Genomic DNA, 23,409 nt, shown 5'->3' with positions numbered 1-23,409 from the left:
CCCCGGTTTTTGGGCCACCCCCTTTGGCCTCCGGGGCCCGGGTCCCGGGCCGGGGCACGGGGGGGGGGCCGGGGCCGCGGGGTACCGGGCCCGCCCCCCCCGCCCCCCCGCCCGGCACCCACGGCTGCCCGGGCCCTCACGCCTCGCCCGGCACCACCAGTCCCGCCTCGTACGCGAAGATCACCGCCTGGGCGCGGTCCCGCAGGTCGAGCTTGGCCAGGACGCGCCCGATGTGGGTCTTGACCGTCTGCTCGGCCAGTACCAGCCGTGCCGCGATCTCCTGGTTGGACAGTCCCCGCGCGATCAGCTCCAGCACCTCCGTCTCGCGCGGGGTCAGCCCCTTCAGCCGCAGTGCCTGTCCGCTCCGGGTCGCGCCGGAGGGGCCCTGCCGGGCGAAGTCCGCGATCAGGCGCCGCGTCACGGACGGCGCGAGCAGCGCCTCGCCGGACGCCACCACCCGTACCGCCGCGATCAGGTCCGAGGGCGGCGCGTCCTTCAACAGGAAACCGGACGCCCCGGCGCGCAGCGCCTCGTACACGTAGTCGTCCACGTCGAATGTGGTGAGCATCAGCACTTTCGGCCGGTGCTCCACCCCCGTGGGCGGGTTCAGCAGCTCGCGGGCCGCCGCCAGGCCGTCCATCTCTGGCATCCGTACGTCCATCAGGACCACGTCCGGGCACACCTCCCGGCTGACGTCGACGGCCCGGCGCCCGTCCGGCGCCTCGCCGACCACCTCGATGTCGCTCTGCGCCGCGAGCAGCGCCGCGAACCCCGCTCGCACCATGGCCTGGTCGTCGACGATGATCACGCGGATGGTCAAGGTTCCTCCGAGGGCGGCGTCAGGGTGTGGTGGGCGTCAGCTCACCGAGTGCTTCAGTGGCAGGCGGGCGGCCACCCGGTAGCCGCCGTCGGGCAGCGGACCGGTGTCCAGCGAGCCGCCGGTCAACCGTACGCGTTCGCGCATCCCGACCAGCCCGTGCCCGGTCCCGTCGGCCTCCAGCGGTGAACCCGCCTGCCGCGCCGGGCCGTTGACCACCAGGACGGTCAGGTGTCCGCCGTCGGACGTGACCGACACCCGGGTCCGCGCGCCGGGAGCGTGCCGCACGACATTGGCCAGGGCCTCCTGCACGATCCGGTACGCCGACAGATCCACCGCCTGCGGCAGCTCCGACAGGTCGGCGGCCAGCGACAGTTCGGCCGGAAGCCCTGCCCGTACCGTCGCCTCGACCAGCTGCTGCACCCGGTCGAGCCCCGGCTGCGGCGCCCGCTCGCCGTCCGTGCCGTCACTGCGCAGCACCGCCAGCAGCCGCCGCATCTCCGTCAGCGACTCCCGTGCGCTCGCCGCGATCGCGCCGAACTCCTCGCGTGCCTCCTCGGACAGCCCCTGGATGCGGTAGGGCGCGGAGTCGGCCTGGACCGTGATCACGGACATGTGGTGCGCGACCACGTCGTGCAGTTCGCGGGCGATCCGGGTGCGTTCCTCCAGCAGGGTCCGCCGCGCCCGTTCCGCCTCGCTGATGCTCTCCTGCTCGACCAGCCGCTGCCGCGCGACGCCCCGTTCTCGAATCACCGCGCCGAGCACCGCGAACACCGCGCCGAGGATCGACAGCAGCACCGCGCTGCCGTTGTCGCGTCCCGGGGCGATCAGATGCAGCACCAGGCCCGCCACCGACGTCACCGACCAGACCGAGGCCACGGTCCGCAGGGGCTCGCGCAGGGCCACCGCCAGCAGCAGGAAGAGATGGCCGAGCAGGGTGGGCGGAGGCCACGGCCACACGTCGAACGAGGCGGTCGGCTCCCGGAGCAGGATCAGCGCCCCCAGGATGTCGGCGGGCAGGATGATCCACCACGCCTGCAAGGGCCGGTGCCCCAGCATCAGGAGCGGCGCCGCCTGGGCGACTGCCAGGAACCCCCAGACCTTGGCGTCCACCCCGTACTGATTGCTCAGCACGCTGACCGTGGTCGGGAAGAAGACCGCGAAGAGGACGAGGCCGGGCGCGTGCGGGAGCAGCCGCCGCCACCGCCGGGGAGCGTCCGGCGGGACGGGCGGCGGGGGAGGGGACGGATGGCCGAGGTCGTGGGCGACCCGCCGCAGATGGCGGCGCGCGGCACTCACCAGGCCGTCGACGGCGGGCGGTGCTCCGGACGGGACGCGCGGTGCTCGGTACGGGGCGTGCGGCGGGGAAGTGGTCATGGCCGCATCAGCGTAGGCAGCGGACCCGCCCGATGGCGTCATACCGGGGTTTCGATCCGCCGCCACCCCGTCTCGTACGAGGGTATGACGGGCGGGACGCACGGAGAGCATGACAGAGGGAGAACGAGACGGGCGAACCGGCCTCCGTACCTCCCCGCGTCCGCGCCCGCCCCTCCGGGGGCGACGGGAGAGCCGCCCGGACCCTTCAGAGCTCCGCGAGCAGTTGGGCCTTCTTCGCGCTGAACTCGTCGTCCGTCACCAGACCCGCCTGATGCAGCTCCCCGAGATGGCGGATCCGCTCCGCGATGTCCGCCGGGTCGCGCCGGCCCGCGCCGACCAGGACGGGGTCCGGGGCCGGGTGCGCGGGCTGCGTCCGGCGTACCGACTCCAGCACCGCCGCGGCGAACGGCAGCGACTCGTGCACCGGACCGTAGCCGAGGCCGAACACCACCGCGGCCGGGTCCTGATCGGCGCGGGCGGGACGGGTGGCGGCCGTCGGCAGGGCGCCGCCGGACGCCGTACACGGACCGGCCACCGGCTCGGCGTCCGCACCCGCGCCCGAGGCCGCGACCGTGACCGCGCCCATGGGGGTGCCCAGGGCGGGGCCGGGCACCGCGACCGCGCCCTTCGACCCCCGCGGCAGCAACCGCAGGTACCCGTCGATGGCATCCGGCGAACGCCACTCGACGCCGCTCAGCTCCGTCACCGGGAACGTCTGGTCCCCGGCCTTCCACTTCGCCGTGGAGGCACCCGTCCAGAACCAGCGGAAGGAGACCCGCTCGCCGTCGAAACCGGCCCGGCCGTCGTACGCCTTGAACTGCATCGGTGCCTCGGGGGCCGCGACCATGAACCGGTCGGCGGGCTCCGAGGCGTCCGGGCCGAGCTGGGCGCGCAGCGCGTCCGCGTAGTACTCCGCGAGCGTCTCGCGCTCGGCGGGGAGCACCAGCCGGTAAGGGTCGTGGCTGTCCTTCAGCTGCCCGGCGGCGGCCTCCAGCAGCGGGTCGGCGCCCGGTCTCGGCGTCGCGCGCAGGACCACCGTGCCCCGCTTGCCGGGGGCCAGCGTCACCGAAGACAGTGCCGCGTGCGGTACACGCCGCTCGCGCAGGCTCTGGAAGAGCTTCGGTGTGCGGATCCCCCGTTCGAAGCGGATGAGCACGGAGTCGTCGTCGAACTCCCAGGTGGCATGAATTCCGGCCAGCACATCACCCATGTGCCTCATCGTATGCGGCACTTGCCCCCCACGTCCCCCCTGGAGCAAGCCCCGATATGTGGCCGGATACGGTGCGATGCGCCCGTCGGATCCCTGTCAGGCCGCCCGGTCGTGGGCGACGCCGGCACGGCAGGCGCGGTCGGAAGCCGCGCAGCTCACCGAGGTGTAGGCACCCACGCCGATGGCCGCGAAGTTGTCCAGGCTCTCGGTGCCCGGCTCGAAATAGCCGCTGTGCCCGACCGCGTCGCCCGCTGCGACGACCCGCGCACCGAACGAAGGTTCGACCGGGTCGGCTCCGTGGCCGAGCCCACCGAACTCCAGGTTCGGCACGTCCTCGATCCAGTCGCCGTGGTCCCGCGTCGCCCACACCCTCGCCCCGGTACGCAGCTGGGCGGCGCGTTCCACCCGCATGCCGGGGCTGCCGGCGACGGCGATGTCCGTGACCCTGGCGGGCAGTTCGTGCGCCGCGACACCGCACAGCACCGAGCCGTAGCTGTGGCAGAACAACGAGACGGGGGACCCGCCGGGCAACGCGTCCACCAGCGCCTTCAGACGCACCGCACCGCGTTCGGCGAGGTTGCCCAGGGCCGCGTCCACGCCGATGCCCGCGGGCGCGGTGTAGTCGGCCCAGGCGATGACGGCGGTACGGATGCCGGGGCGGGCGGCGCGCTCCGCCGCGTACAGCGACTTCGCCATGCCGACCGGGGCGGCGTTCACCTTGGGCGCGGACCGTTCCAGCGTCAGCAGGTTGGTGTCGACGCCGGGGACGACCACGGAGATCCGCTCGGCCCGGTCCAGGTCGCCGAAGACCTCCGCCGCACGCCCCTTCCCGGACGGATCGAAGGCGAGGATGTGCCGGCCGCCCGCGAGCATCGACCGGAAGCGGTCCATCCGGCGGAGCGCCTCCGCCCGGCCGTCGGGGGAGAGCCGGACGTCGTGCACGCGCTTGCCCTCGACCGCTCGCGCCTCGGTCAGGGCCCGCCGGTTGGCGTGGTAGCGCAGGGTGACCGGGACGCCGTTCAGATTGCCCACGACCAGCGGGTACCTGTCGGCGAGAGCGGTGCGCTGTTCGGCCGTGAGCGCGGCGAAGAACCGGGCCACGCGGTGCGGCGGTGCGTCGGCGTCCGGCAGGGGGTGTCCCGCGAGGCGGCCCCGGGCCCAGGCGGCGAGCGCGGCCGCGCGGGGCTCGTCGGGGCTCTGGTGGCGCACGGCGGTCCAGCCCGTGGTCGCCAGCATCACGAACACCACCGCGACGGCGAGCAGCGCACGCCAGGCGGCGAGGGTGGGAGAGGAGTCGAAGGAAGTCACTCCGGCCCACATTAGGAGACGCGCCACGGCACCCGCGCAGAGGGTGACACACATCACCCGACTGTCGGGAATTCAAGTCCGCCCGCCTCACGCTGTGTTGGCGCGGCGTACACGCTCAGGTGCGCGGGGGGTCCGGGAAGCGGCTCCGGAGCGTCGCACGTGACCGCCGGGGCGGGGCCGTTGTGAAGTCGGTCATGCGGTGCGCCGAGATGTACGGCACATCGGCGCGTCAGGACATCGGGGCATCAGGACTCGGGACGACGGGCGGGGGCTCAGGGTGTCGACAGGAGCGGGGTCGGGGCCTGGGGCCGGACCCCGTACGGACGTGCCGTCAGCCGGACGTGCGGCCGGTATCGGTTCCCGCCTCTGCCCCCATGCGCGTGCCCGCGCCCGTCCCCGATCGCCAGTTCCCCGCCAACGCCGGACCGAGCTGGTCCAGGTACTGCTCCGTCAGCACGCGCAGCGACTCCACACTGGCGTCCCGTCCCCGGCCCCAGAGCTGGCCCGTCACCCGGATGACCCCGCAGAACGCCGCGACGGCCACCCTGGGCCGGGGGTCCTTCTCCACGTCGAGGCCCTCGCGCTCGGCGATCAGCAGCGCTATCTGGTTCTCCAGGTCGATGCTCCGCCGCAGGTGGGCCGCGTGCAGCGACGGTGTCGACTCGATCATCCGGTACGTGCGCATGTGGAGCTCGACCGTGATGATCGCCTCGATCGTGTCACCGAGGCTGTTCCAGGCGCAGAGGACCGCGCGCCGTATGGCCTCGAACGGTGCCTCCGAGGCGGGCCGCCGGCGCAGCTCCGAGAGGAAGCGGGACTCCACCATCTCCTGGATGGCGAAGGCGACCTCCTCCTTGCTGGCGAAGTAGCGGAAGAAGGTGCGCTGGGAGACCTCGACGGCATCGACGATCTCGTCGACGGTCGTCTGCTCGTACCCCTGCGTGGTGAAGAGGTCGAGCGCGGCGTGCAGCAGGGCGTCCCGGGTGCGGCGCTTCTTCCGTTCGCGCAGCCCGGCCGGGCGCTTGCCCCGTCCTTCCGGAGTCCGATCCCGTCCTTCCGGAGTCCGGTCCCGCTCGGCCGGAGTCGGTTCCGGCCCGTCCGGTGTCCCGTTCCGCCCGGCCGGGTGTTCGCGCGGCCCGTGCGCCGGACTCTCGCGCGGCTCGGCAGAGCGCGCCGCCCGCTGCCCCTCGGTCACTGAAGTGGTCCTCTTTCTCCTGCTTTTGGCCAGCTCAGCGTACGTATGAGCTACGTGACAGTTACCGACTAGTGAAATGGTTTGTCAACTGTCAGAGGCTGACACTAGTGTCCCCGGCATGACTAGTCAGACCACCGTCGAAAAAGCGTCGCGGGAGCCGCGGAACACCGCCGTGCCCGCACCTGCCAAGGGGCTGCGCGGCCACCCCTGGCTGACGCTCTTCTCCGTGGCCATCGGCGTGATGATGGTCGCGCTCGACGGCACGATCGTCGCGATCGCCAACCCGGCCATCCAGCACGACCTGAAAGCCTCGCTCGCCGACGTCCAGTGGATCACCAACGGCTACATGCTGGCCCTCGCGGTGTCCCTGATCACCGCGGGCAAGCTCGGTGACCGGTTCGGTCACCGCCAGACCTTCCTGATCGGCGTCGTGGGCTTCGCCGCGGCATCGGGAGCCATCGGACTCTCCGACAGCGTCGCTCTGGTGATCGTGTTCCGGGTGCTCCAGGGCCTCTTCGGCGCCCTGCTGATGCCCGCCGCGCTCGGCCTGCTGCGCGCCACCTTCCCGGCCGAGAAGCTGAACATGGCGATCGGCATCTGGGGCATGGTGATCGGCGCCTCGACCGCGGGCGGTCCGATCCTCGGCGGCGTGCTCGTCGAGCACGTCAACTGGCAGTCCGTCTTCTTCATCAACGTGCCGGTCGGGGTGATAGCACTCCTGCTGGGCCTGGTGATCCTCAAGGACCACCGCGCCGAGAACGCCCCGCGCTCGTTCGACATCGGCGGCATCGTGCTGCTCTCGCAGGCGATGTTCTGCCTGATCTGGGCGCTCATCAAGGGCGCCGAGTGGGGCTGGGGCGACTACAAGACCCTCGGCTTCCTGGGCGGTGCCGTGGCTCTGTTCGTGGTCTTCGCCATCTCCCAGAAGAACGTCAGGGAGCCGCTGATCCCGCTGGCGATGTTCCGGTCGCTGCCACTGTCCGCGGGCACGGTCCTGATGGTGCTGATGGCCTTCGCCTTCATGGGCGGGCTGTTCTTCGTCACGTTCTACCTCCAGAACGTGCACGGTCTGAGCCCCGTCGACAGCGGTCTGCACCTGCTGCCGCTGACCGGCATGATGATCGTCGCCTCTCCGGTCGCGGGCGCGATGATCACCAAGTTCGGCCCGCGGGTTCCGCTGGTCGGCGGCATGGTGTGCACGGCGGTCGCCATGTTCGGGATGTCCCGCCTGGAGGTCGGCACCGGCACCCTGACCATGTCGATCTGGTTCGGTCTGCTCGGTCTCGGCCTCGCCCCGGTGATGGTGGGCGCCACCGAGGTCATCGTGGGCAACGCCCCGATGGAGCTGTCCGGCGTCGCCGGTGGTCTCCAGCAGTCCGCCATGCAGGTCGGCGGCAGCCTCGGTACGGCGGTGCTGGGCGCGGTCATGGCCTCCCAGGTCGACTCCAACCTGGGCGACAACTGGAAGGCCGCACAGCTTCCGCCGCTCAGCCCGCAGCAGCTGGATCAGGCGTCCTCGGCCGTCGAGGTCGGCATCCCGCCGGTGTCCGGAAACATGCCGCCGGAGATCGCGCAGAAGATCACCGATGTCGCCCATGACACGTTCGTGTCGGGCATGAGCACGGCATTCACGGTCGCCGGCGTCGTCGCCGTGGCCGCCGCGCTGGTCGCCACGCTCGCCAAGCGGGGTCAGAACGCCGAGGCGGGCGCGGGCGTGGGCCACATCTGACCCCCGTACCGCCCCCCGACGCGTCGGCGGGCCGGCAGACCCGGCGCCGTCAACACACCGCGTACAACAGCCCCGTCGGACCGTTCCGGCGGGGCTGTCGCCTATCCGGGTGGTGTGCCCCGCGGCCCCTTTCCCGGGCGTCGCCCCGCAGGTCAGGGTGCATACAACCGATTCGCACGACCACGGGGGTCGATTTCCATGCGTACGACACGCACGATGCGTACGACCGCTCTTGCCACCGCTCTCGCCGCTGCCGCCCTGATTCCGCAGGCCGCCGCCGCGCACGCCCCGGACTCACGGCCCGCCGCCCGCTCCGCGCCCGTCCGGCTCGGGACCTGCGACAGCGGCCAGCTCTGCCTCTGGGAGAAACCGGACTTCACCGGAGCCCGGCAGATCCACGAGCTGTCCACCGTCGACATCGAGAGCTGCGTCCCGCTCCGGGCGGGTGCCAGGATCCAGGCGCTCGCCAACCGCACGGGCCGCCCGGTCACCACGTACCAGTCGGCGGAATGCGCCGAGACCGGGGAGTTCGAGACCTACCCGGGCGGCGGCACCTGGCTGCCCCGGTCCCCGTACCAGGTCCGGGCGTTCAAGGTCTGGGAGAACTGACCGGACTCCACCGGATGCCACCCGACACGCCGAGGGGCGGCAGGCACGGCCCGACACGCCGAGGGGCGGCGCGGCGGGTGCGGCACCGGACATGCCGAGGTCGGCAGGGCGGCACGGGACACGCCGAGCGGCTGGAACCCTGCCCGTCGGCAGCAACGAGGCCGGGCGCCCCGAAGGGCGGCAGCGGCACGATGCGACACGCCTAGTGCTGTGGCCGGAAAGGTTTGCCGGGAAGCTCGCGGCGTCCGGTGCGGTGCAACTAGGGGCGGCGCGGACCCGTCCGGTCCCCGCCGCCCCTCGGTCGTTCTCGGCCCGACCTCCGTCGCGCCTACGCGTCGCCGCCGGCCGCGCCCGGGTCGGCCGCGGTCACGTCCAGCAGGTCGTACCGGTCGATCGCCTGCTTCAGCAGCGACCGGTCGATCCGGCCCTGCTTCGCCAGCTCCGTCAGCACCGCGAGCACGATCGACTGCGCGTCGATGTGGAAGAACCGGCGGGCCGCACCACGCGTGTCCGCGAAGCCGAAGCCGTCCGCGCCCAGCGACTGGTACGCACCGGGCACCCAGCGCGCGATCTGGTCCGGCACCGAACGCATCCAGTCCGAGACCGCCACGAACGGTCCCTCGGAGCCGGAGAGCTTCCGCGTCACGTACGGGACGCGCTGCTCCTCCTCCGGGTGCAGCAGGTTGTACCGCTCCGTCTCCACGGCCTCGCGGCGCAGCTCGTTCCAGGAGGTCGCCGACCAGACGTCCGCCCGGACGTTCCACTCCTCGGCGAGGATCCGCTGCGCCTCGACCGCCCACGGCACGGCCACGCCGGACGCCAGGATCTGGGCCGGGATCTCGCCGCGCTCGGCCGCCTTGAAGCGGTAGACACCCTTGAGGATGCCCTCCGCGTCGACGTTCTCCGGCTCGGCCGGGTGCTGGATCGGCTCGTTGTAGACGGTGAGGTAGTAGAAGACGTCCTCGCTGTTCTCGCCGTACATCCGGCGCAGACCGTCCTTGACGATGTGCGCGATCTCGTAGCCGAACGCCGGGTCGTACGCCACGCACGCCGGGTTGGTCGAGGCCAGCAGCTGGGAGTGGCCGTCGGCGTGCTGGAGACCCTCACCGGTCAGCGTCGTGCGACCGGCGGTCGCGCCCAGCACGAAGCCGCGTGCGAGCTGGTCGGCCATCTGCCAGAACTGGTCGCCGGTGCGCTGGAAACCGAACATCGAGTAGAAGACGTACACCGGGATCAGCGGCTCGCCGTGCGTGGCGTACGCCGACCCGGCGGCGATCAGCGACGCCGTGCAACCGGCCTCCGAGATGCCGTCGTGCAGCATCTGCCCCTGCGGCGACTCCTTGTACGCGAGCAGCAGATCGCGGTCCACCGACTCGTACTGCTGACCCAGCGGGTTGTAGATCTTCGCGCTCGGGAAGAAGGCGTCCATACCGAAGGTGCGGTACTCGTCGGGCGCGATCAGCACGAAACGATTGCCGATCTCCTTGTCCCGCATGAGGTCCTTCAGGATGCGGACGAACGCCATGGTCGAGGCGATCGACTGCTGACCCGAACCCTTCTTCGCGGTCGCGTACGTCTTGTCCTCGGGCAGAACCAGCGGCTTCGCACGCACCACACGCGTCGGGACGTAACCGCCCAGACTGCTGCGGCGGTCGTGCATGTACTGGATCTCCTCCGAGTCGCGACCCGGGTGGTAGTAGGGCGGGTAGCCCTCGTCCAGCTGCTTGTCGCTGATCGGGAGGTGCAGCCGGTCGCGGAACCGCTTGAGGTCCTCGACCGTGAGCTTCTTCATCTGGTGGGTGGCGTTGCGGCCCTCGAAGTTCGGCCCCAGCGTCCAGCCCTTGACCGTCTGCGCCAGGATCACCGTGGGCTGGCCCTTGTGGGCCTTGGCCGCCGCGTACGCCGCGTACACCTTGCGGTGGTCGTGACCGCCGCGCCCCAGGTGCAGGATCTGGTCGTCGGACATGTCCTTGACCATCTCGCGCAGCCGCGGGTCGTCCCCGAAGAAGTGCTCGCGGATGTACGCGCCGGACTCGGTGGCGTACGTCTGGAACTGCCCGTCCGGCGTGGTGTTCAGCTTGTTGACCAGGATGCCGGTGCGGTCCTGCGCGAGCAGCGGGTCCCAGGAGCGGTCCCAGACCAGCTTGATGACGTTCCATCCGGCGCCGCGGAACTGCGACTCCAGCTCCTGGATGATCTTGCCGTTGCCGCGCACCGGGCCGTCGAGCCGCTGCAGGTTGCAGTTGACCACGAAGGTCAGGTTGTCCAGGTTTTCGCGGGCGGCGAGGGAGAGCTGGCCCAGCGACTCCGGCTCGTCCATCTCGCCGTCGCCCAGGTACGCCCATACGTGCGACCGGGAGGTGTCGGCGATGCCGCGCGCCTCCATGTACCGGTTCATCCGCGCCTGGTAGATCGCGGCGAGCGGGCCGAGGCCCATCGAGACGGTCGGGAACTCCCAGAAGTCCGGCATCAGCCGCGGGTGCGGGTAGCTGGACAGACCGTTGGGCGCCTTCGACTTCTCCTGGCGGAACGCGTCGAGCTGCGCCTCGCTCAGTCGGTCGAGCAGGAAGGCGCGGGCGTAGATGCCCGGGGACGCGTGGCCCTGGAAGAAGATCTGGTCGCCGCCCAGGCCGTCGTCCTTGCCCCGGAAGAAGTGGTTGAAGCCCACGTCGTAGAGCGAGGCCGAGGAGGCGAAGGTGGCGATGTGGCCGCCGACCCCGATGCCCGGGCGCTGGGCGCGCGACACCATCACGGCCGCGTTCCAGCGGGTCGCGTTGAGGATCTTGCGCTCGATCTCCTCGTCGCCGGGGAAGAACGGCTCGTCCTTCGTGGCGATCGTGTTCACGTAGTCCGTACTGCGCATCTCCGGCACGGCGACACGCTTCTCTCGCGCGCGCTCGATGAGCCGGAGCATCAGATAACGGGCCCGCTCACGGCCTCGCTCGTCGACGGCGGCGTCGAGCGAGTCGAGCCACTCCTGGGTCTCTTCGGGATCGAAGTCCGGGACCTGGCTCGGCAGGCCGCCAATGATGATCGGGTTGCGATCGGATCCGGAAGCCACGCTGTTCCTTCGCTGTTCGGTGCTGCTCTACGGGGCCGGTCACGGGAGAACGTGCCCCCGGGATGGATGTGGTGCCAGTACGCCATCACCATCGTGTACCGCAAGGGCGCAAACGTCATCTCTACCGAGGGGTAACCCCTGTGTTCACGAGACATCGCGTCCATGGCGGGGGAACGGGTCGCCGCAAACGCAAACCATACGCCCAAGCCGCCTAAGCGTTCCCAAAGGATGTTCGAATCCGAATGGCGGACCGAAACGGCATAAGCTGTGGAAGGACGTAAAGGGTGTGGACGGTAGCGCCGGGCCCCGCAGGGGAGGCCGCCGACACCGCGGGGACGTGGCAGGGAACGTCCTCGTTTAGGCGGTCTCGCACGCTGGGTACTTGCGCGATCCGCCACTCCCGTGTGGACTACGGCCAATGCCTCGCGCACGCGCGTGGCCGAAGCATTTTCCGAAACATGATCAGGAGGCAACCCGTGAGCGCGACCGCGGACCACGCGGAGGAGCGGACCAACCCGGCAGCACGCCTGGGGTTCGAGCCCGGACAGGTGGTCCAGGAGATCGGCTACGACGACGACGTCGAGCAGGAGCTCCGTGAGGGCATTGAGGCCGCGATCGGTCAGGATCTGGTCGACGAGGACTACGACGACGTCGCCGACGCCGTCCTGCTGTGGTTCCGCGACGAGGACGGCGACCTTACGGACGCGCTGGTGGATGCCATTGGTCTGATCGAGGACGGCGGCACGGTCTGGCTGATGACGCCGAAGACCGGCCGTGACGGCTACATCGAACCGAGCGACATCAACGAGGCCGCGCAGACCGCCGGTCTCTCCCAGACCAAGAGCATCAGCGTGGGCAAGGACTGGACGGGCAGCCGTCTGGTCACGCCGAAGGCGGCCCGCGGCAAGCGCTGAACGGCGCTCGACGCGCCCGAACCACGAAGGTCCCCCCACCGGCAGCGGCCGCAGGGGGGACCTTCGTCGTACGGCCACTTCGTACGACTGCGTATCCGGCCGTGCACGGGCGTGCCCTACGGCTGTCGGGCCGCCTGCGAACGGCCTTTGGCCGCGCGGCACCCGCCCCGGGGCTCCGGCCGGCACGACGGTCGCCCGGTCCCGACCGGCCTGGCCGCCGCCGCTCGCGCGGTCCCGGGGTCCGTGCGGGACTGCGGGCGGCCCGTGCGGGCGGCGTACGGGGCGGCGCGAGGCCTGCGTAGGCTGGGGCCACCCGGACAGCCCAGCCCGGTGAACGTAGCGAAAGGGACGCGTCTCATGGCGATCGAGGTCGGCACCCAGGCCCCGGATTTCGAGCTGAAGGACAACCACGGCCGGACCGTGAAGCTCTCCGACTTCCGCGGCGAGAAGAACGTCGTGCTGCTCTTCTACCCGTTCGCCTTCACCGGCGTCTGCACGGGTGAGCTCTGCGCGCTCCGCGACGAGCTGCCGAAGTTCGTGAACGACGACACGCAGCTGCTCGCCGTCTCCAACGACTCCATCCACACCCTGCGGGTCTTCGCCGAGCAGGAGGGTCTCGAATACCCGCTGGTCTCGGACTTCTGGCCGCACGGCGAGACCTCGCGGGCGTACGGCGTCTTCGACGAGGAGAAGGGCTGCGCGGTGCGCGGCACCTTCGTCATCGACAAGGAGGGCGTGGTGCGCTGGACCGTGGTCAACGCCCTGCCCGACGCGCGTGACCTCAACGACTACATCAAGGCGCTCGACGCGCTCTGATCCCGCGGGGCACCGAGCCACCGGGACGTCCCGGTGGCTCGGAGCACCGCAGCACCCCGATGCACCGCAGCACCGCGATCCACCGGATCGTTCCGGTCCGCCAGACCGGCGGCCGGTGGATCCGCATCAGCCCGGCCAAAAGGCTGCTCCGGCCGGGAACCGGTCACTAGGATCCACTCGTTGATCGGATGCCAAGCAACGTGGAGGCGCCGGCGCCCGCCGGCCGCCCAGGAAACCAATGGGAGGACTCGTGGGAGTCAGCCTCAGCAAGGGCGGCAACGTCTCGCTGACCAAGGCCGCGCCCAACCTGACCGCCGTGATCGTCGGTCTGGGCTGGGATGCCCGTACCACCACCGGTGGTGACTTCGACCTCGACGCCAGCGCCCTGCTGACGAATGCCCAGGGCAAGGTCAGCAACGACAGCAACTTCGTCTTCTTCAACAACCTCAAGAGCCCCGACGGCTCCGTGGAGCACACCGGTGACAACCTCACCGGTGAGGGCGAGGGCGACGACGAGGTCATCAAGGTCAACCTGTCCGCCGTTCCGGCCGACGTCGACAAGATCGTCTTCCCGGTCTCGATCTACGAGGCCGAGACCCGCCAGCAGAGCTTCGGCCAGGTGCGCAACGCGTACATCCGCGTGGTCAACCAGGCCGACAACAGCGAGCTGGCGCGCTACGACCTGAGCGAGGACGCGTCCACGGAGACCGCCATGGTCTTCGGTGAGCTGTACCGCCACGGGGCGGAGTGGAAGTTTCGCGCCATCGGCCAGGGGTACGCCTCGGGGCTGCGCGGCATCGCGCAGGACTTCGGCGTCAACGTCTGAGATCCCCGCATCCGGGGTCTAGTGCCGTTCCCGGCACTAGTCGTCCGAGGCCCCGGACACCGTGGGCGTCGGCGTCCGGCCCCGGGGTTCTCGGCGTCCGGGGTGAGGGCTCGGACGTTCGAGGCGCCGACGGTCGAACAGGTACGAGACCGGGTCGGTCCGCCGGAAGCGGCCCGGTTCGCCCAGGCACGCAGCCCGTTCGGCGCCGCACGTGGTGCGGCGCCGAACGGGCTCGGCAGTCGATTCAGGTTCAATAGACGGTTTCATCGACTCATCGACTCGGGGAGGACCACACCATGGGCGTCACACTCGCCAAGGGAGGCAATGTCTCCCTCTCCAAGGCCGCACCCAACCTCACCCAGGTGCTGGTCGGGCTCGGCTGGGACGCGCGTTCCACCACCGGCGCCGACTTCGACCTCGACGCCAGCGCCCTGCTGTGCCAGTCGGGCCGGGTGCTCGGCGACGAATGGTTCGTGTTCTACAACAACCTCAAGAGCCCCGACGGCTCCGTGGAGCACACCGGCGACAATCTCACGGGCGAGGGCGATGGCGACGACGAGTCGGTCATCGTGAATCTCACCCAGGTTCCGGCGCACTGCGACAAGATCATTTTCCCGGTCTCCATTCATGAGGCGGACAGCCGGGGACAGACCTTCGGACAGGTCGGCAATGCGTACATCCGCGTGGTCAACCAGGCGGACGGTCAGGAACTCGCGCGTTACGACCTCACGGAGGACGCGTCGACGGAAACCGCGATGATCTTCGGCGAGCTGTACCGGTACAACGGCGAATGGAAGTTCCGCGCCGTGGGTCAGGGGTACGCGTCCGGGTTGCGCGGGATCGCTCTAGACTTTGGGGTCAACGTTTCGTAAAGCCGCGCACGGCGCGGGGGAGCCCCGTTCAAGCCGGGGGAGACCCGTTTCACACACGATGGGGTAGCCAGTGCTTCTGAAAACCTTCGGCTGGTCGTTCGCGGTCACCGCGCTCGGCCTGGTCGCAGCGGTGTTCTACGGGGGGTGGGAAGCCTTCGGCGTGGTGGCGATCCTGTCCATCCTGGAGATCTCGCTGTCCTTCGACAACGCGGTGGTCAACGCGGGAATCCTGAAGAAGATGAATGCCTTCTGGCAAAAGATCTTCCTCACGATCGGTGTGCTCATCGCCGTCTTCGGTATGCGACTGGTGTTCCCCGTCGTGATCGTGGCCGTCACCGCCAAGATGGGTCCCATCGAGGCGGTGAACCTTTCGTTCAACCAGCCCGAGCGCTATCAGGAACTGGTCACGGACGCCCACCCGGCGATCGCCGCGTTCGGTGGCATGTTCCTGCTGATGATCTTCCTCGACTTCATCTTCGAGGAGCGTGACATCCAGTGGCTGCGCTGGATCGAGCGCCCGCTCGCGAAGCTGGGCAAGGTCGACATGCTGTCGGTCTGCATCGCGCTGATCGTGCTGATGATCTCGGCCATGACCTTCGCGACCAACGCGCACCAGCACGGCGGCGGTCACGCCGACAAGGCAGAAACCGTTCTGCTCGCCGGGGTCGCTGGTCTGATCACGTACCTCATCGTCGGCGGTCTCTCGGGCTTCTTCGAGAACCGGCTGGAGGAAGAGGAGGAGCGGGAGCACGAGGCCGAGGAGGAGGCGCGGAAGAGCGGGAAGAAGGTCTCCGCGATCGCGCTCTCCGGCAAGGCCGCGTTCTTCATGTTCCTCTACCTGGAGGTGCTCGACGCGTCCTTCTCGTTCGACGGTGTCATCGGCGCCTTCGCCATCACCAACGAGATCGTGCTGATGGCCCTGGGCCTCGGCATCGGCGCCATGTACGTCCGTTCGCTCACGGTCTACCTCGTCCGTCAGGGCACCCTCGACGACTACGTCTACCTGGAGCACGGCGCCCACTACGCCATCGGCGCGCTGGCCGTCATCCTCCTCGTCACCATCCAGTACCAGATCCACGAGCTCATCACCGGTCTGGTCGGTGTCCTGCTGATCGGCTGGTCCTTCTGGTCCTCGGTCCGGCGCAACAAGGCGCTGGCGGCCGCGGGCGGGGACGACGAGGCGGGATCCAGGACGGAAGTCCCGTCCGGCGTGTGATCTCGGGGGAAGTCCCCGCTCCGGTGCGACCGGGGCGGGGAGCCCCGCTCCGGTGCGATCTGCCGGGGAGTCCGGGTGCGATCCGGTGGGAATTCCCGGCCGGGCCTGATCCGGCGGGGAATTCCGGGGTGTGACCCGGTGGGGAATGAGGAACGCTCTCAGCGGGGCGGTCCGCGTGGCGACGGTTCTCCGGAGACATCCGGGACCGGCCCGGCGGCCCGCCCCGCGGTGATGTGGGGACCGTGCGCGGCATGGGACGGCCATCGCCATCTGGCCGGGGCACGGGCCGGGGCAGTTCCGATCGAGAGAACCGAGAGACGTGGGGGTTGGGGATGGGGTTCCTGGACAATCTATGGCCGGGGCGGCAGCCGCAGTTCGAGTCGGGCAACGCGCTGACCAGCTCGATCGTGCTTTCCAAGCGGAACGCCACGGTCTCGCTGACCAAGAACGGCGCGCTGAACGGCAATCTGCGGGTCAACCTCTCCTGGCGCATGCGCACGTCCGACATAGAAGGCAGATCACGGCAGAGCGGCAGGCTGCTGCGCCCCCTGAAGATGTTCCAGCCCGATGTCGTCCAGGCGCACACCCAGGGGATGGTCAACGTGGACCTGGACCTGGGCTGCATGTATGAGCTGAAGGACGGAACCAGGGGAGTGGTCCAGCCGCTGGGCAACCTTCTGGGCGACCTGAACGCACCGCCGTACATACGGCTCAGCGGGGACGACCGCTTCGGGGCGCCGTCCGGCGAGACCGTCTACATCAATCTCGACCAGCGCGAGCACTTCAAGCGGCTGCTGTTCTTCGTCTACATCTACGACCAGACGCCGGCCTTCGACCGCACGCACGCCAAGGTGACGCTCTACCCCGGCAACGGGCCGCAGATCGAGATCGAACTCGACGAGGACGCCCCGGAGGCGCGCTCCTGCGCGGTGTTCACGGTCGACAACTCCAAGGACGAGTTCGTCGTGCGGCGCGAGGTGAAGTTCGTGTACGGCTTCCAGTCGGAGCTGGACCGCATGTACGGCTGGGGCATGCAGTGGGGGCGCGGCTACAAGTCCCGGACCTGAGAGCGGCACACGCCCCCGGCCCCGGACCCGAGAGCCGCGCGCGGCCGCACGTCCTGGACCCGAGCGCGGACGCCGGACCGTGGCCGGTCCGTACCGGGGCGGCGCGACCGGTCCGTGACGGGACGCCCCGGTGCCGGGCGCGCGGCGCTCCGGCGCCGTGTCACTGCCGTACGAACTGCGGTCCCTGCGGAGGCAGCACGAAGTGCGGGTCGGGAGCGGGCGCGGCGGCCGGGGCGGGCTGCGGATAGCCGTAGGCGGCCTGGGCCGCACCCGCCTGCGGGTACCCGTAGGCGGGTGGAGGGACGACCGGCTGCGGGGCCGGGTGGGCCATCGGGGGCTGTGGGTAGCCGTATCCGGGCTGCTGGTGCTGGACCGTGACCTGAGCGTCGGGGCCGGGCGCCGGGGCGGGCGGGAACGCGGGCACGGGCGGCGGGAACGCGGGCGCGGGCGGCGGGAACGCGGGCGCGGGCGGGGCCGCGGCTATGAGGGAGGGCGCCGGGGACGTGACCGCGGCCACCGAGGACACAGAGGGGGCCGGGGCGGGTTCCGTCTCGTCGACCGAGATGCCGAAAGCGGTCGCCAGGCCGACCAGTCCGGTCGGATAGCCCTGCCCCACGGCCCGGAACTTCCAGCCATCGCCGCGCCGGTAGAGCTCCCCGCAGATGATCGCCGTCTCCTCGCCGGTCTCGGGCCGCACGTCGAAGACGGCGAGCGGCTCCTCGCCGGTGCCCGCCGTGTCGTACAGCAGGATGCGCAGATCGCGCACCTGGGCGAAGGCGGCGCCGTCGGAGGACGCGGCGATGATCACCTGGTCCACCGAGCGGTCGAGCGCGGTGAGATCGGTCTCGATACTGTCCGTGAGCCCCTCGGGCACACTGCGCTTCGGCAGCCGTCGAACCAGGCCGGAGGGGTGGCGGGGCTGGTTGTAGAAGACGAAGTCCTCGTCCGAGCGCACGCGTCCGTCGGCTCCCAGCAGCAGGGCCGAGGCGTCCACGTCCGGAACCCCGGTGCCCGGTGTCCAGCGCAGCACGGCCCGTACGGCCATGGCGTCCAGAGGGACGTTCGAGCCTTTCACCATCGCGTGCGTCATGCCCGTCATCCTGCCTTCTGGCTGCCCGCGCGGACAACGCGGGGGTCGCACGGGTGTCTCCGGGGCGGCCCGGAACCAGGCCGTTCGCCGTACGCCGCGTGGTCGGTAAATGGACGAGTTACCCGGAGTTCATGCCCATGGGGAACTCTTGACACTCGTCCGTACGTACTATTACCGGCCATGTGTTCTTCGGTCGGTCAGGCAGTACAGGGGAAATAGATGCGTCATTTCGGGCATGTTGCGCCCGCGGCCCGAGAGAGGCTGTTCTTCCGGGAGCCCTGTGTCTTCGGGGCGGATTCGCCCTCCCATGTGCTTTCGGCCGCTCTCGGGGCGACTCTGTACAGCCCCGCCACCAGACCGAGGCTCGCCGACGACATCATCAAGCAGGTCGCGCGCGGAGTCGTGTCGATGGTGCTCTGCCTGGAGGACTCCATCGACGACTCCGAGGTCGTCGGTGCCGAGGAGAACCTGGTCAGGCAGTTCGCCGACCTCGATGCGCGAGGCGCCGAGCTGCCCCTGCTCTTCATCCGGGTCCGGGAACCGGGGCAGGTCGACGACCTGGTGCGCCGACTCGGCAACACCGTCCGGTTGTTGTCTGGATTTGTACTTCCGAAGTTCACGGAAGAGCGTGGCACGCCCTTCATGGAGGCCGTTTTCCAGGCCGAAAAGGCGTGCGGACGGCGACTGTTCGCGATGCCCGTTCTCGAATCGCCCGAGCTGCTGCACCTGGAGACACGCCGGGAAACGCTGCGGGGAATAGCCCGCACCGTCGACAAGTACCGCGAACGCGTGCTCGCGCTGCGGCTCGGCGTCACCGACTTCTGCTCGGCGTACGGGTTGCGCAGACCGCCCGACATGACGGCCTACGACGTACAGATCGTCGGCGCCGTCATCGCCGACGTCGTCAACGTGCTGGGCCGGGCGGACGGCACGGGCTTCACGATCACCGGACCGGTGTGGGAGTACTTCCGGCTCCAGGAGCGCATGTTCAAACCGCAGCTGCGCCGCAGCCCCTTTCTGGAGGGCCGCGCCGAGGAGCTGCGCACGGCGCTGATCGAGCACGACCTGGACGGTCTGCTGCGTGAGATCGAGCTGGACCGGGCCAACGGCCTCCTCGGCAAGACCTGCATCCATCCGTCGCACGTCGCGCCCGTGCACGCGCTGTCGGTGGTCAGTCACGAAGAGTTCAGCGACGCCCAGGACATCCTGCGGCCGGAACGCGACGGCGGCGGCGTCATGCGCTCCGCGTACACGAACAAGATGAACGAGGTGAAGCCGCACCGCGCCTGGGCCGAGCGGACCCTGCAGCGCGCCGAGGTCTTCGGCGTGGCACGGGAGGACGTCGGCTTCGTGGAGCTGCTGGCCGCGGGGGTCGTGGAATGAGGGCCCCGGGCGAGGAGCGGACGACGGGCATGGTGTGGTCGGGCAGCTGGGTCACGGAACGACTGGGCGTCGAACTGGTCGGTGACGGGAGGCCCGACGGCGACCGGGAGCTACGGGAACTGCTGGGCCTCGCCCTGCGCCGCAACCCCAAGCGGGCCCATCTGCTCGTGTCGAACGTGCTCGGCAAGCACGTGCCGCAGAAGCCCTCCGTGGTGTACGGCGCCGGATTCGAGCTGGGCCGACGGGTGCGGGCACTCCTCGGCGAGGCCGAGGCGCGCCGAGCGGTCGTGCTCGGTTACGCGGAGACGGCCACCGGCCTCGGGCACGCGGTCGCGGACGGGCTGGGCGTGGCGCCGTACCTCCACTCGACGCGCCGACCGGTCGACGGAGTGGCGCGGGCGGGCGGCTTCGAGGAGTCGCACTCGCACGCCACCTCGCATCTGCTGCTCCCGGAGGACCCCGCCCTGCTGGCGGGCGGCCGGGGCGACGGCGAGGCACCGGGCGCGGTCGCCGATGCGCCGGCCGCGGTCGCGGAGCAGTCGAGTGCCGCCGCCGGTGCGCCGCTGGTGCTGGTGGACGACGAGTTCTCCACCGGCAACACCGTGCTCAACACCATCCGTGCCCTGCACGAGCGGTACCCGCGCGGGCGGTACGTCGTCGTGGCCCTGGTGGACATGCGCTCACCCGCCGACCGGGTACGGCTGGCCGCGTTCGCCGCGGAGATCGGCGCGCGCGTCGACCTGGTGGCGCGGTGCTCGGGCACGGTCACGCTCCCGGACGGTGTCCTGGAGAAGGGCCGTGCGCTGGTCGCCGCGCAGGAGGAGGCCGGTTCCGGCGGCCGGGAGGCGCAGTCTCCCGGCCTGGAAGGGGAGTCCTCAGGTCCGGAGACGGACTTCACGCTCCCGGACCCGGATTCTCCCGGTCCGAGGTCGGATTCTCCTGGTCCGGAGGCGGGGTTCCCCGGTCCGGAAGCGGATTCTCCTGGTTCGGAGGCGGTCGTCGGGACGGAGCGCCGCACGTGCACCCGGGTCGACCTCCGGTGGCCGGCCGGTGTGCCCGACGGCGGGCGTCATGGTTTCACCCCCGCCCACCGGGCCGTCCTGGAACGGGCGCTCCCGGCCATGGCCGACCGTGTCGCGGCCGCACTGGGCGGGGCCCGCCGCGTACTGGTCCTCGGCTTCGAGGAGCTGATGTACGCGCCTCTCCGACTGGCCGCGGCGCTGGAGGAGCGTACGGACGCCGAGGTGCGCTACTCGACGACCACGCGTTCCCCCGTCCTCGCCGTGGACGATCCGGGCTACGCGATACGCAGCCGACTGGTCTTCCCGGCCCACGACAACCCGGCCGACGGGCCCGGCGACCGGTACGCGTACAACGTCGCGGGCGCCGGGTTCGACGCCGTGGTCGTGACCGTCGACTCCGCCGCCGACACGCCCGAACTCCACGCGCCCGACGGCTTGTTGGCCCGGCTCGCCGCCTACACCGACCACGTCCTGCTCGCGGTCGTCCCGTCGTACGTCCCCTCGTACGCCCCGCCGTGCATCCCTTCGCGCGCCCCCGACCCGAACGTTTCCGACCCCGGTGCCCCCGACCCGTACGTGTCCGATGCACCCGACCCGTACGTGTCCGACTCATACGTCTCCGAACGGCAGGAGCCCCCCACCGTGCTGCCCGAGCCCCTCCGCGGCCCCGCGTTCTCCTCCTACGCACCGGACGAGGTCGGCTGGCTGCTCCAGGACCTCTCGCACGTGGAACTGGAGGCGCCGGTCGAGGAACGCGAGGAGGCGATACAGAGCGGTGGCGCGCACTACGCCGAGTCGCTGCCCGTCGAGTACCAGCCGTCCGCCGAGTATCAGAGTCTGTTCAAGGCGGCGCTGGGGCTGTCGGCCGCCCGAGTCGCCCGTGCCGTCGGCACCGTCACCGAGACCGTTCTCGCCGAGCGCACCTCACGCCCCGTCCTGGTCTCGCTCGTCAGGGCCGGCACCCCCGTCGGCATCCTCATGCGCCGCTGGGCCCGCCATCGGCACGGCCTCGACCTGCCGCACTACGCCGTCTCCATCGTGCGCGGCCGAGGCATCGACGCCAACGCCCTGCGCTGGCTGGCCGCCCACCACGACCCGGCCGACGTCGTCTTCGTCGACGGCTGGACCGGCAAGGGGGCGATCACCCGCGAACTCGCCGAGGCCCTGGCCGAGTTCGACGGTACGAAGGGGCCGGAGGAGGCCGAGGGCGTCGTGAGGCCCGGTGGCTCCGGGGGCTTCGATCCGGAGATCGCGGTCCTGGCCGACCCGGGTGGCTGCGTGCGCACCTACGGCACCCGCGAGGACTTCCTGATTCCGTCGGCCTGCCTCAACTCCACTGTTTCCGGGCTGGTCTCGCGTACGGTCCTCCGCTCCGACCTGGTCGGCGCCGACGACTTCCACGGCGCGAAGTTCTACCGGGAACTCGCGGGCAGCGATGTGTCCGGCCACTTCCTCGACACCGTCACCGCGTGCTTCGACGAGGTCGCCGACGCCGTGGACACGGAGGTCGCGGCACTGCTCGTCGCCGACCGGACCCCCACCTGGGAGGGCTGGGCCGCGGTGGAACGCATCAGCGAGGAGCAGGGCATCCACGACGTGAACCTGGTCAAGCCGGGCGTCGGCGAGACCACCCGCGTACTGCTGCGCCGTGTCCCGTGGAAGATCCTCGCCAGGCGCGGCGCGGGCGCGGATCTCGACCACATCCGGCTGCTGGCGCGGCAGCGCGGGGTACCGATCGAGGAGGTCGACGAACTCCCGTACACCTGCGTCGGGTTGATCCACCCGAAGTACACACGGGGCGCGACGGGCGCGAACGGCAGGGCGGTGGAGGCGAAGTGACCGCACCGGACGCGTCCCGCGCCGCCACGACACTGGTCGCCAGCGATCTCGACCGCACCCTGATCTACTCCGCGGCGGCGCTCCGGCTCGCCGTGCCGGACGCCGAGGCCCCCCGCCTGCTCTGCGTGGAGGTGTACGAGCACAAGCCGCTCTCCTACCTGACCGAGACGGCCGCGGCGCTGCTCGACGAGTTGGCCCGCACCACGGTCTTCGTCCCCACGACCACCCGTACCCGTGAGCAGTACGGGCGCGTCCGCCTCCCCGGCCCCGCACCCCGGTTCGCGATCTGTGCCAACGGCGGGCACCTTCTCGTCGACGGCGAGTCCGACCGCGACTGGCAGGCCCGGGTCTCCCGCAGGCTCGCCGCCGAGTCGGCCTCGCTCGCCGAGGTCCGCGCCCGTCTCCTGGCCGCGGCCGACCCCGCCTGGGTGCTCAAGGAGCGCGTGGCCGAGGACCTCTTCGCGTACCTCGTCGTGGAACGCTCGCTGCTGCCCGACGGCTGGGTCGAGGAGCTGGGGGAGTGGGCGGGGAGCCGCGGCTGGACGGTCTCTCTCCAGGGCCGCAAGATCTACGCCGTACCGGCCCCGCTCACCAAGAGCGCCGCCATGCGCGAGGTCGCCCGGCGCACGGGTGCCACGCGCACCCTCGCGGCCGGTGACAGCGTCCTCGACGCCGATCTGCTCCTGGCCGCCGACCACGCCTGGCGTCCGGCCCACGGAGAACTCGCCGAAGCCGACTGGAACGCCCCGCACGTCCAGGTGACGGCCGAGGACGGGGTGGCCGCGGGCGAGGCGATCCTCCGGCATCTCCTGCGGGCCTCGGGCCCGGACCTCCTCCCCGGGCCCCGTCCGGAGCGGACGCGCTGAACCGGGGCGTGCGCTGTGCGCTGACACCGGGCGAGCACTGAGCCGGGGCGTGCGCCGGTACCGGCTCGTGCGCTGAGCCGGGTGGGGGACACGGCGGTCCGGAAAGCCGGGCCTGGAGGACACTCAGGCCCTGGGAAGGTCCGGAGCCCGGGGAGCATCAGGCCCGGGGGAGCCCCGGGAGCCCGGAAGAGC

At 70.8% G+C, this 23,409-nt stretch carries 18 protein-coding genes; 11 read left to right on the top strand and 7 right to left on the bottom strand.

The window, feature by feature from the left end:
* Nucleotides 1-136 precede the first annotated feature (136 nt).
* The 5 genes from ACFYY6_RS10225 to ACFYY6_RS10205 all read right to left on the bottom strand — a co-directional run bounded on the left by ACFYY6_RS10225 (nucleotide 137) and on the right by ACFYY6_RS10205 (nucleotide 5,721).
* Nucleotides 137-820, bottom strand: a complete 684-nt coding sequence (locus tag ACFYY6_RS10225; protein ID WP_386607283.1) for a response regulator — start codon at nucleotides 818-820, stop codon at nucleotides 137-139.
* A gap of 36 nt (nucleotides 821-856) precedes the next feature.
* Complete coding sequence (locus ACFYY6_RS10220) at nucleotides 857-2,194, bottom strand: sensor histidine kinase (RefSeq protein WP_389192536.1); 1,338 nt, start codon at nucleotides 2,192-2,194, stop codon at nucleotides 857-859.
* A 205-nt stretch (nucleotides 2,195-2,399) separates the two neighbouring features.
* On the bottom strand, nucleotides 2,400-3,404 hold the full coding sequence (locus ACFYY6_RS10215) for a DUF4429 domain-containing protein (protein WP_389192533.1): 1,005 nt from the start codon (nucleotides 3,402-3,404) through the stop codon (nucleotides 2,400-2,402).
* Between the two features lie 96 nt (nucleotides 3,405-3,500).
* Entirely contained in the window at nucleotides 3,501-4,712 is a 1,212-nt protein-coding gene (locus tag ACFYY6_RS10210) for an alpha/beta hydrolase (protein ID WP_351523921.1), read from the bottom strand.
* Nucleotides 4,713-5,043: 331 nt separating this feature from the next.
* Complete coding sequence (locus tag ACFYY6_RS10205; protein ID WP_389192567.1) at nucleotides 5,044-5,721, bottom strand: TetR family transcriptional regulator; 678 nt, start codon at nucleotides 5,719-5,721, stop codon at nucleotides 5,044-5,046.
* Between the two features lie 304 nt (nucleotides 5,722-6,025).
* On the opposite strand from ACFYY6_RS10205, the gene ACFYY6_RS10200 reads away from it, so the two are divergent.
* Both ACFYY6_RS10200 and ACFYY6_RS10195 read left to right on the top strand, forming a co-directional pair.
* The gene (locus ACFYY6_RS10200; protein ID WP_351523920.1) at nucleotides 6,026-7,636 is read left to right on the top strand and encodes an MFS transporter; all 1,611 of its coding nucleotides are present in this window, start codon (nucleotides 6,026-6,028) and stop codon (nucleotides 7,634-7,636) included.
* Between the two features lie 216 nt (nucleotides 7,637-7,852).
* The gene (locus ACFYY6_RS10195; RefSeq protein ID WP_351523919.1) at nucleotides 7,853-8,245 is read left to right on the top strand and encodes a peptidase inhibitor family I36 protein; all 393 of its coding nucleotides are present in this window, start codon (nucleotides 7,853-7,855) and stop codon (nucleotides 8,243-8,245) included.
* A 328-nt stretch (nucleotides 8,246-8,573) separates the two neighbouring features.
* On the opposite strand, the gene aceE is transcribed toward ACFYY6_RS10195, so the two are convergent.
* On the bottom strand, nucleotides 8,574-11,306 hold the full coding sequence (aceE, locus tag ACFYY6_RS10190) for a pyruvate dehydrogenase (acetyl-transferring), homodimeric type (protein ID WP_351628078.1): 2,733 nt from the start codon (nucleotides 11,304-11,306) through the stop codon (nucleotides 8,574-8,576).
* A 476-nt stretch (nucleotides 11,307-11,782) separates the two neighbouring features.
* On the opposite strand from aceE, the gene ACFYY6_RS10185 reads away from it, so the two are divergent.
* The 6 genes from ACFYY6_RS10185 to ACFYY6_RS10160 all read left to right on the top strand — a co-directional run bounded on the left by ACFYY6_RS10185 (nucleotide 11,783) and on the right by ACFYY6_RS10160 (nucleotide 17,017).
* Nucleotides 11,783-12,220 carry a DUF3052 domain-containing protein gene (locus ACFYY6_RS10185; protein WP_073787320.1) on the top strand — a complete coding sequence of 146 codons (438 nt, stop codon included), beginning with the start codon at nucleotides 11,783-11,785 and terminating at the stop codon, nucleotides 12,218-12,220.
* A 357-nt stretch (nucleotides 12,221-12,577) separates the two neighbouring features.
* Nucleotides 12,578-13,036: a peroxiredoxin gene (locus ACFYY6_RS10180; protein ID WP_351523916.1), complete on the top strand. Its 459-nt coding sequence runs from the start codon at nucleotides 12,578-12,580 to the stop codon at nucleotides 13,034-13,036.
* 250 nt (nucleotides 13,037-13,286) lie between these two features.
* Nucleotides 13,287-13,862 carry a TerD family protein gene (locus ACFYY6_RS10175; protein WP_073787518.1) on the top strand — a complete coding sequence of 192 codons (576 nt, stop codon included), beginning with the start codon at nucleotides 13,287-13,289 and terminating at the stop codon, nucleotides 13,860-13,862.
* A 296-nt stretch (nucleotides 13,863-14,158) separates the two neighbouring features.
* Nucleotides 14,159-14,734, top strand: coding sequence for a TerD family protein (locus tag ACFYY6_RS10170; protein WP_073787316.1), 576 nt, complete (start codon nucleotides 14,159-14,161; stop codon nucleotides 14,732-14,734).
* A 70-nt stretch (nucleotides 14,735-14,804) separates the two neighbouring features.
* Nucleotides 14,805-15,950: a DUF475 domain-containing protein gene (locus ACFYY6_RS10165; RefSeq protein WP_351523914.1), complete on the top strand. Its 1,146-nt coding sequence runs from the start codon at nucleotides 14,805-14,807 to the stop codon at nucleotides 15,948-15,950.
* Nucleotides 15,951-16,282: 332 nt separating this feature from the next.
* The gene (locus ACFYY6_RS10160; RefSeq protein WP_351523912.1) at nucleotides 16,283-17,017 is read left to right on the top strand and encodes a Tellurium resistance; all 735 of its coding nucleotides are present in this window, start codon (nucleotides 16,283-16,285) and stop codon (nucleotides 17,015-17,017) included.
* Nucleotides 17,018-17,177: 160 nt separating this feature from the next.
* On the opposite strand, the gene ACFYY6_RS10155 is transcribed toward ACFYY6_RS10160, so the two are convergent.
* Complete coding sequence (locus ACFYY6_RS10155) at nucleotides 17,178-18,107, bottom strand: TerD family protein (RefSeq protein WP_389192530.1); 930 nt, start codon at nucleotides 18,105-18,107, stop codon at nucleotides 17,178-17,180.
* 219 nt (nucleotides 18,108-18,326) lie between these two features.
* On the opposite strand from ACFYY6_RS10155, the gene ACFYY6_RS10150 reads away from it, so the two are divergent.
* From ACFYY6_RS10150 to ACFYY6_RS10140, 3 genes are read left to right on the top strand one after another with little or no spacing between them, the layout of a single operon-like run.
* A complete protein-coding gene (locus ACFYY6_RS10150) occupies nucleotides 18,327-19,490 on the top strand; it encodes an HpcH/HpaI aldolase/citrate lyase family protein (protein WP_351523908.1) in 1,164 nt (387 codons plus the stop codon).
* A gap of 29 nt (nucleotides 19,491-19,519) precedes the next feature.
* On the top strand, nucleotides 19,520-22,351 hold the full coding sequence (locus ACFYY6_RS10145) for a phosphoribosyltransferase domain-containing protein (RefSeq protein WP_389192527.1): 2,832 nt from the start codon (nucleotides 19,520-19,522) through the stop codon (nucleotides 22,349-22,351).
* Entirely contained in the window at nucleotides 22,348-23,217 is an 870-nt protein-coding gene (locus ACFYY6_RS10140; protein WP_351628064.1) for an HAD family hydrolase, read from the top strand. The genes ACFYY6_RS10145 and ACFYY6_RS10140 overlap by 4 nt, the downstream gene beginning before the upstream one ends.
* Nucleotides 23,218-23,409 lie beyond the last annotated feature (192 nt).

This window comes from Streptomyces sp. NPDC001750, from assembly GCF_042892615.1.
Lineage (GTDB): Bacteria > Actinomycetota > Actinomycetes > Streptomycetales > Streptomycetaceae > Streptomyces.
This window is presented reverse-complemented; position numbering and strand designations above follow the sequence as displayed.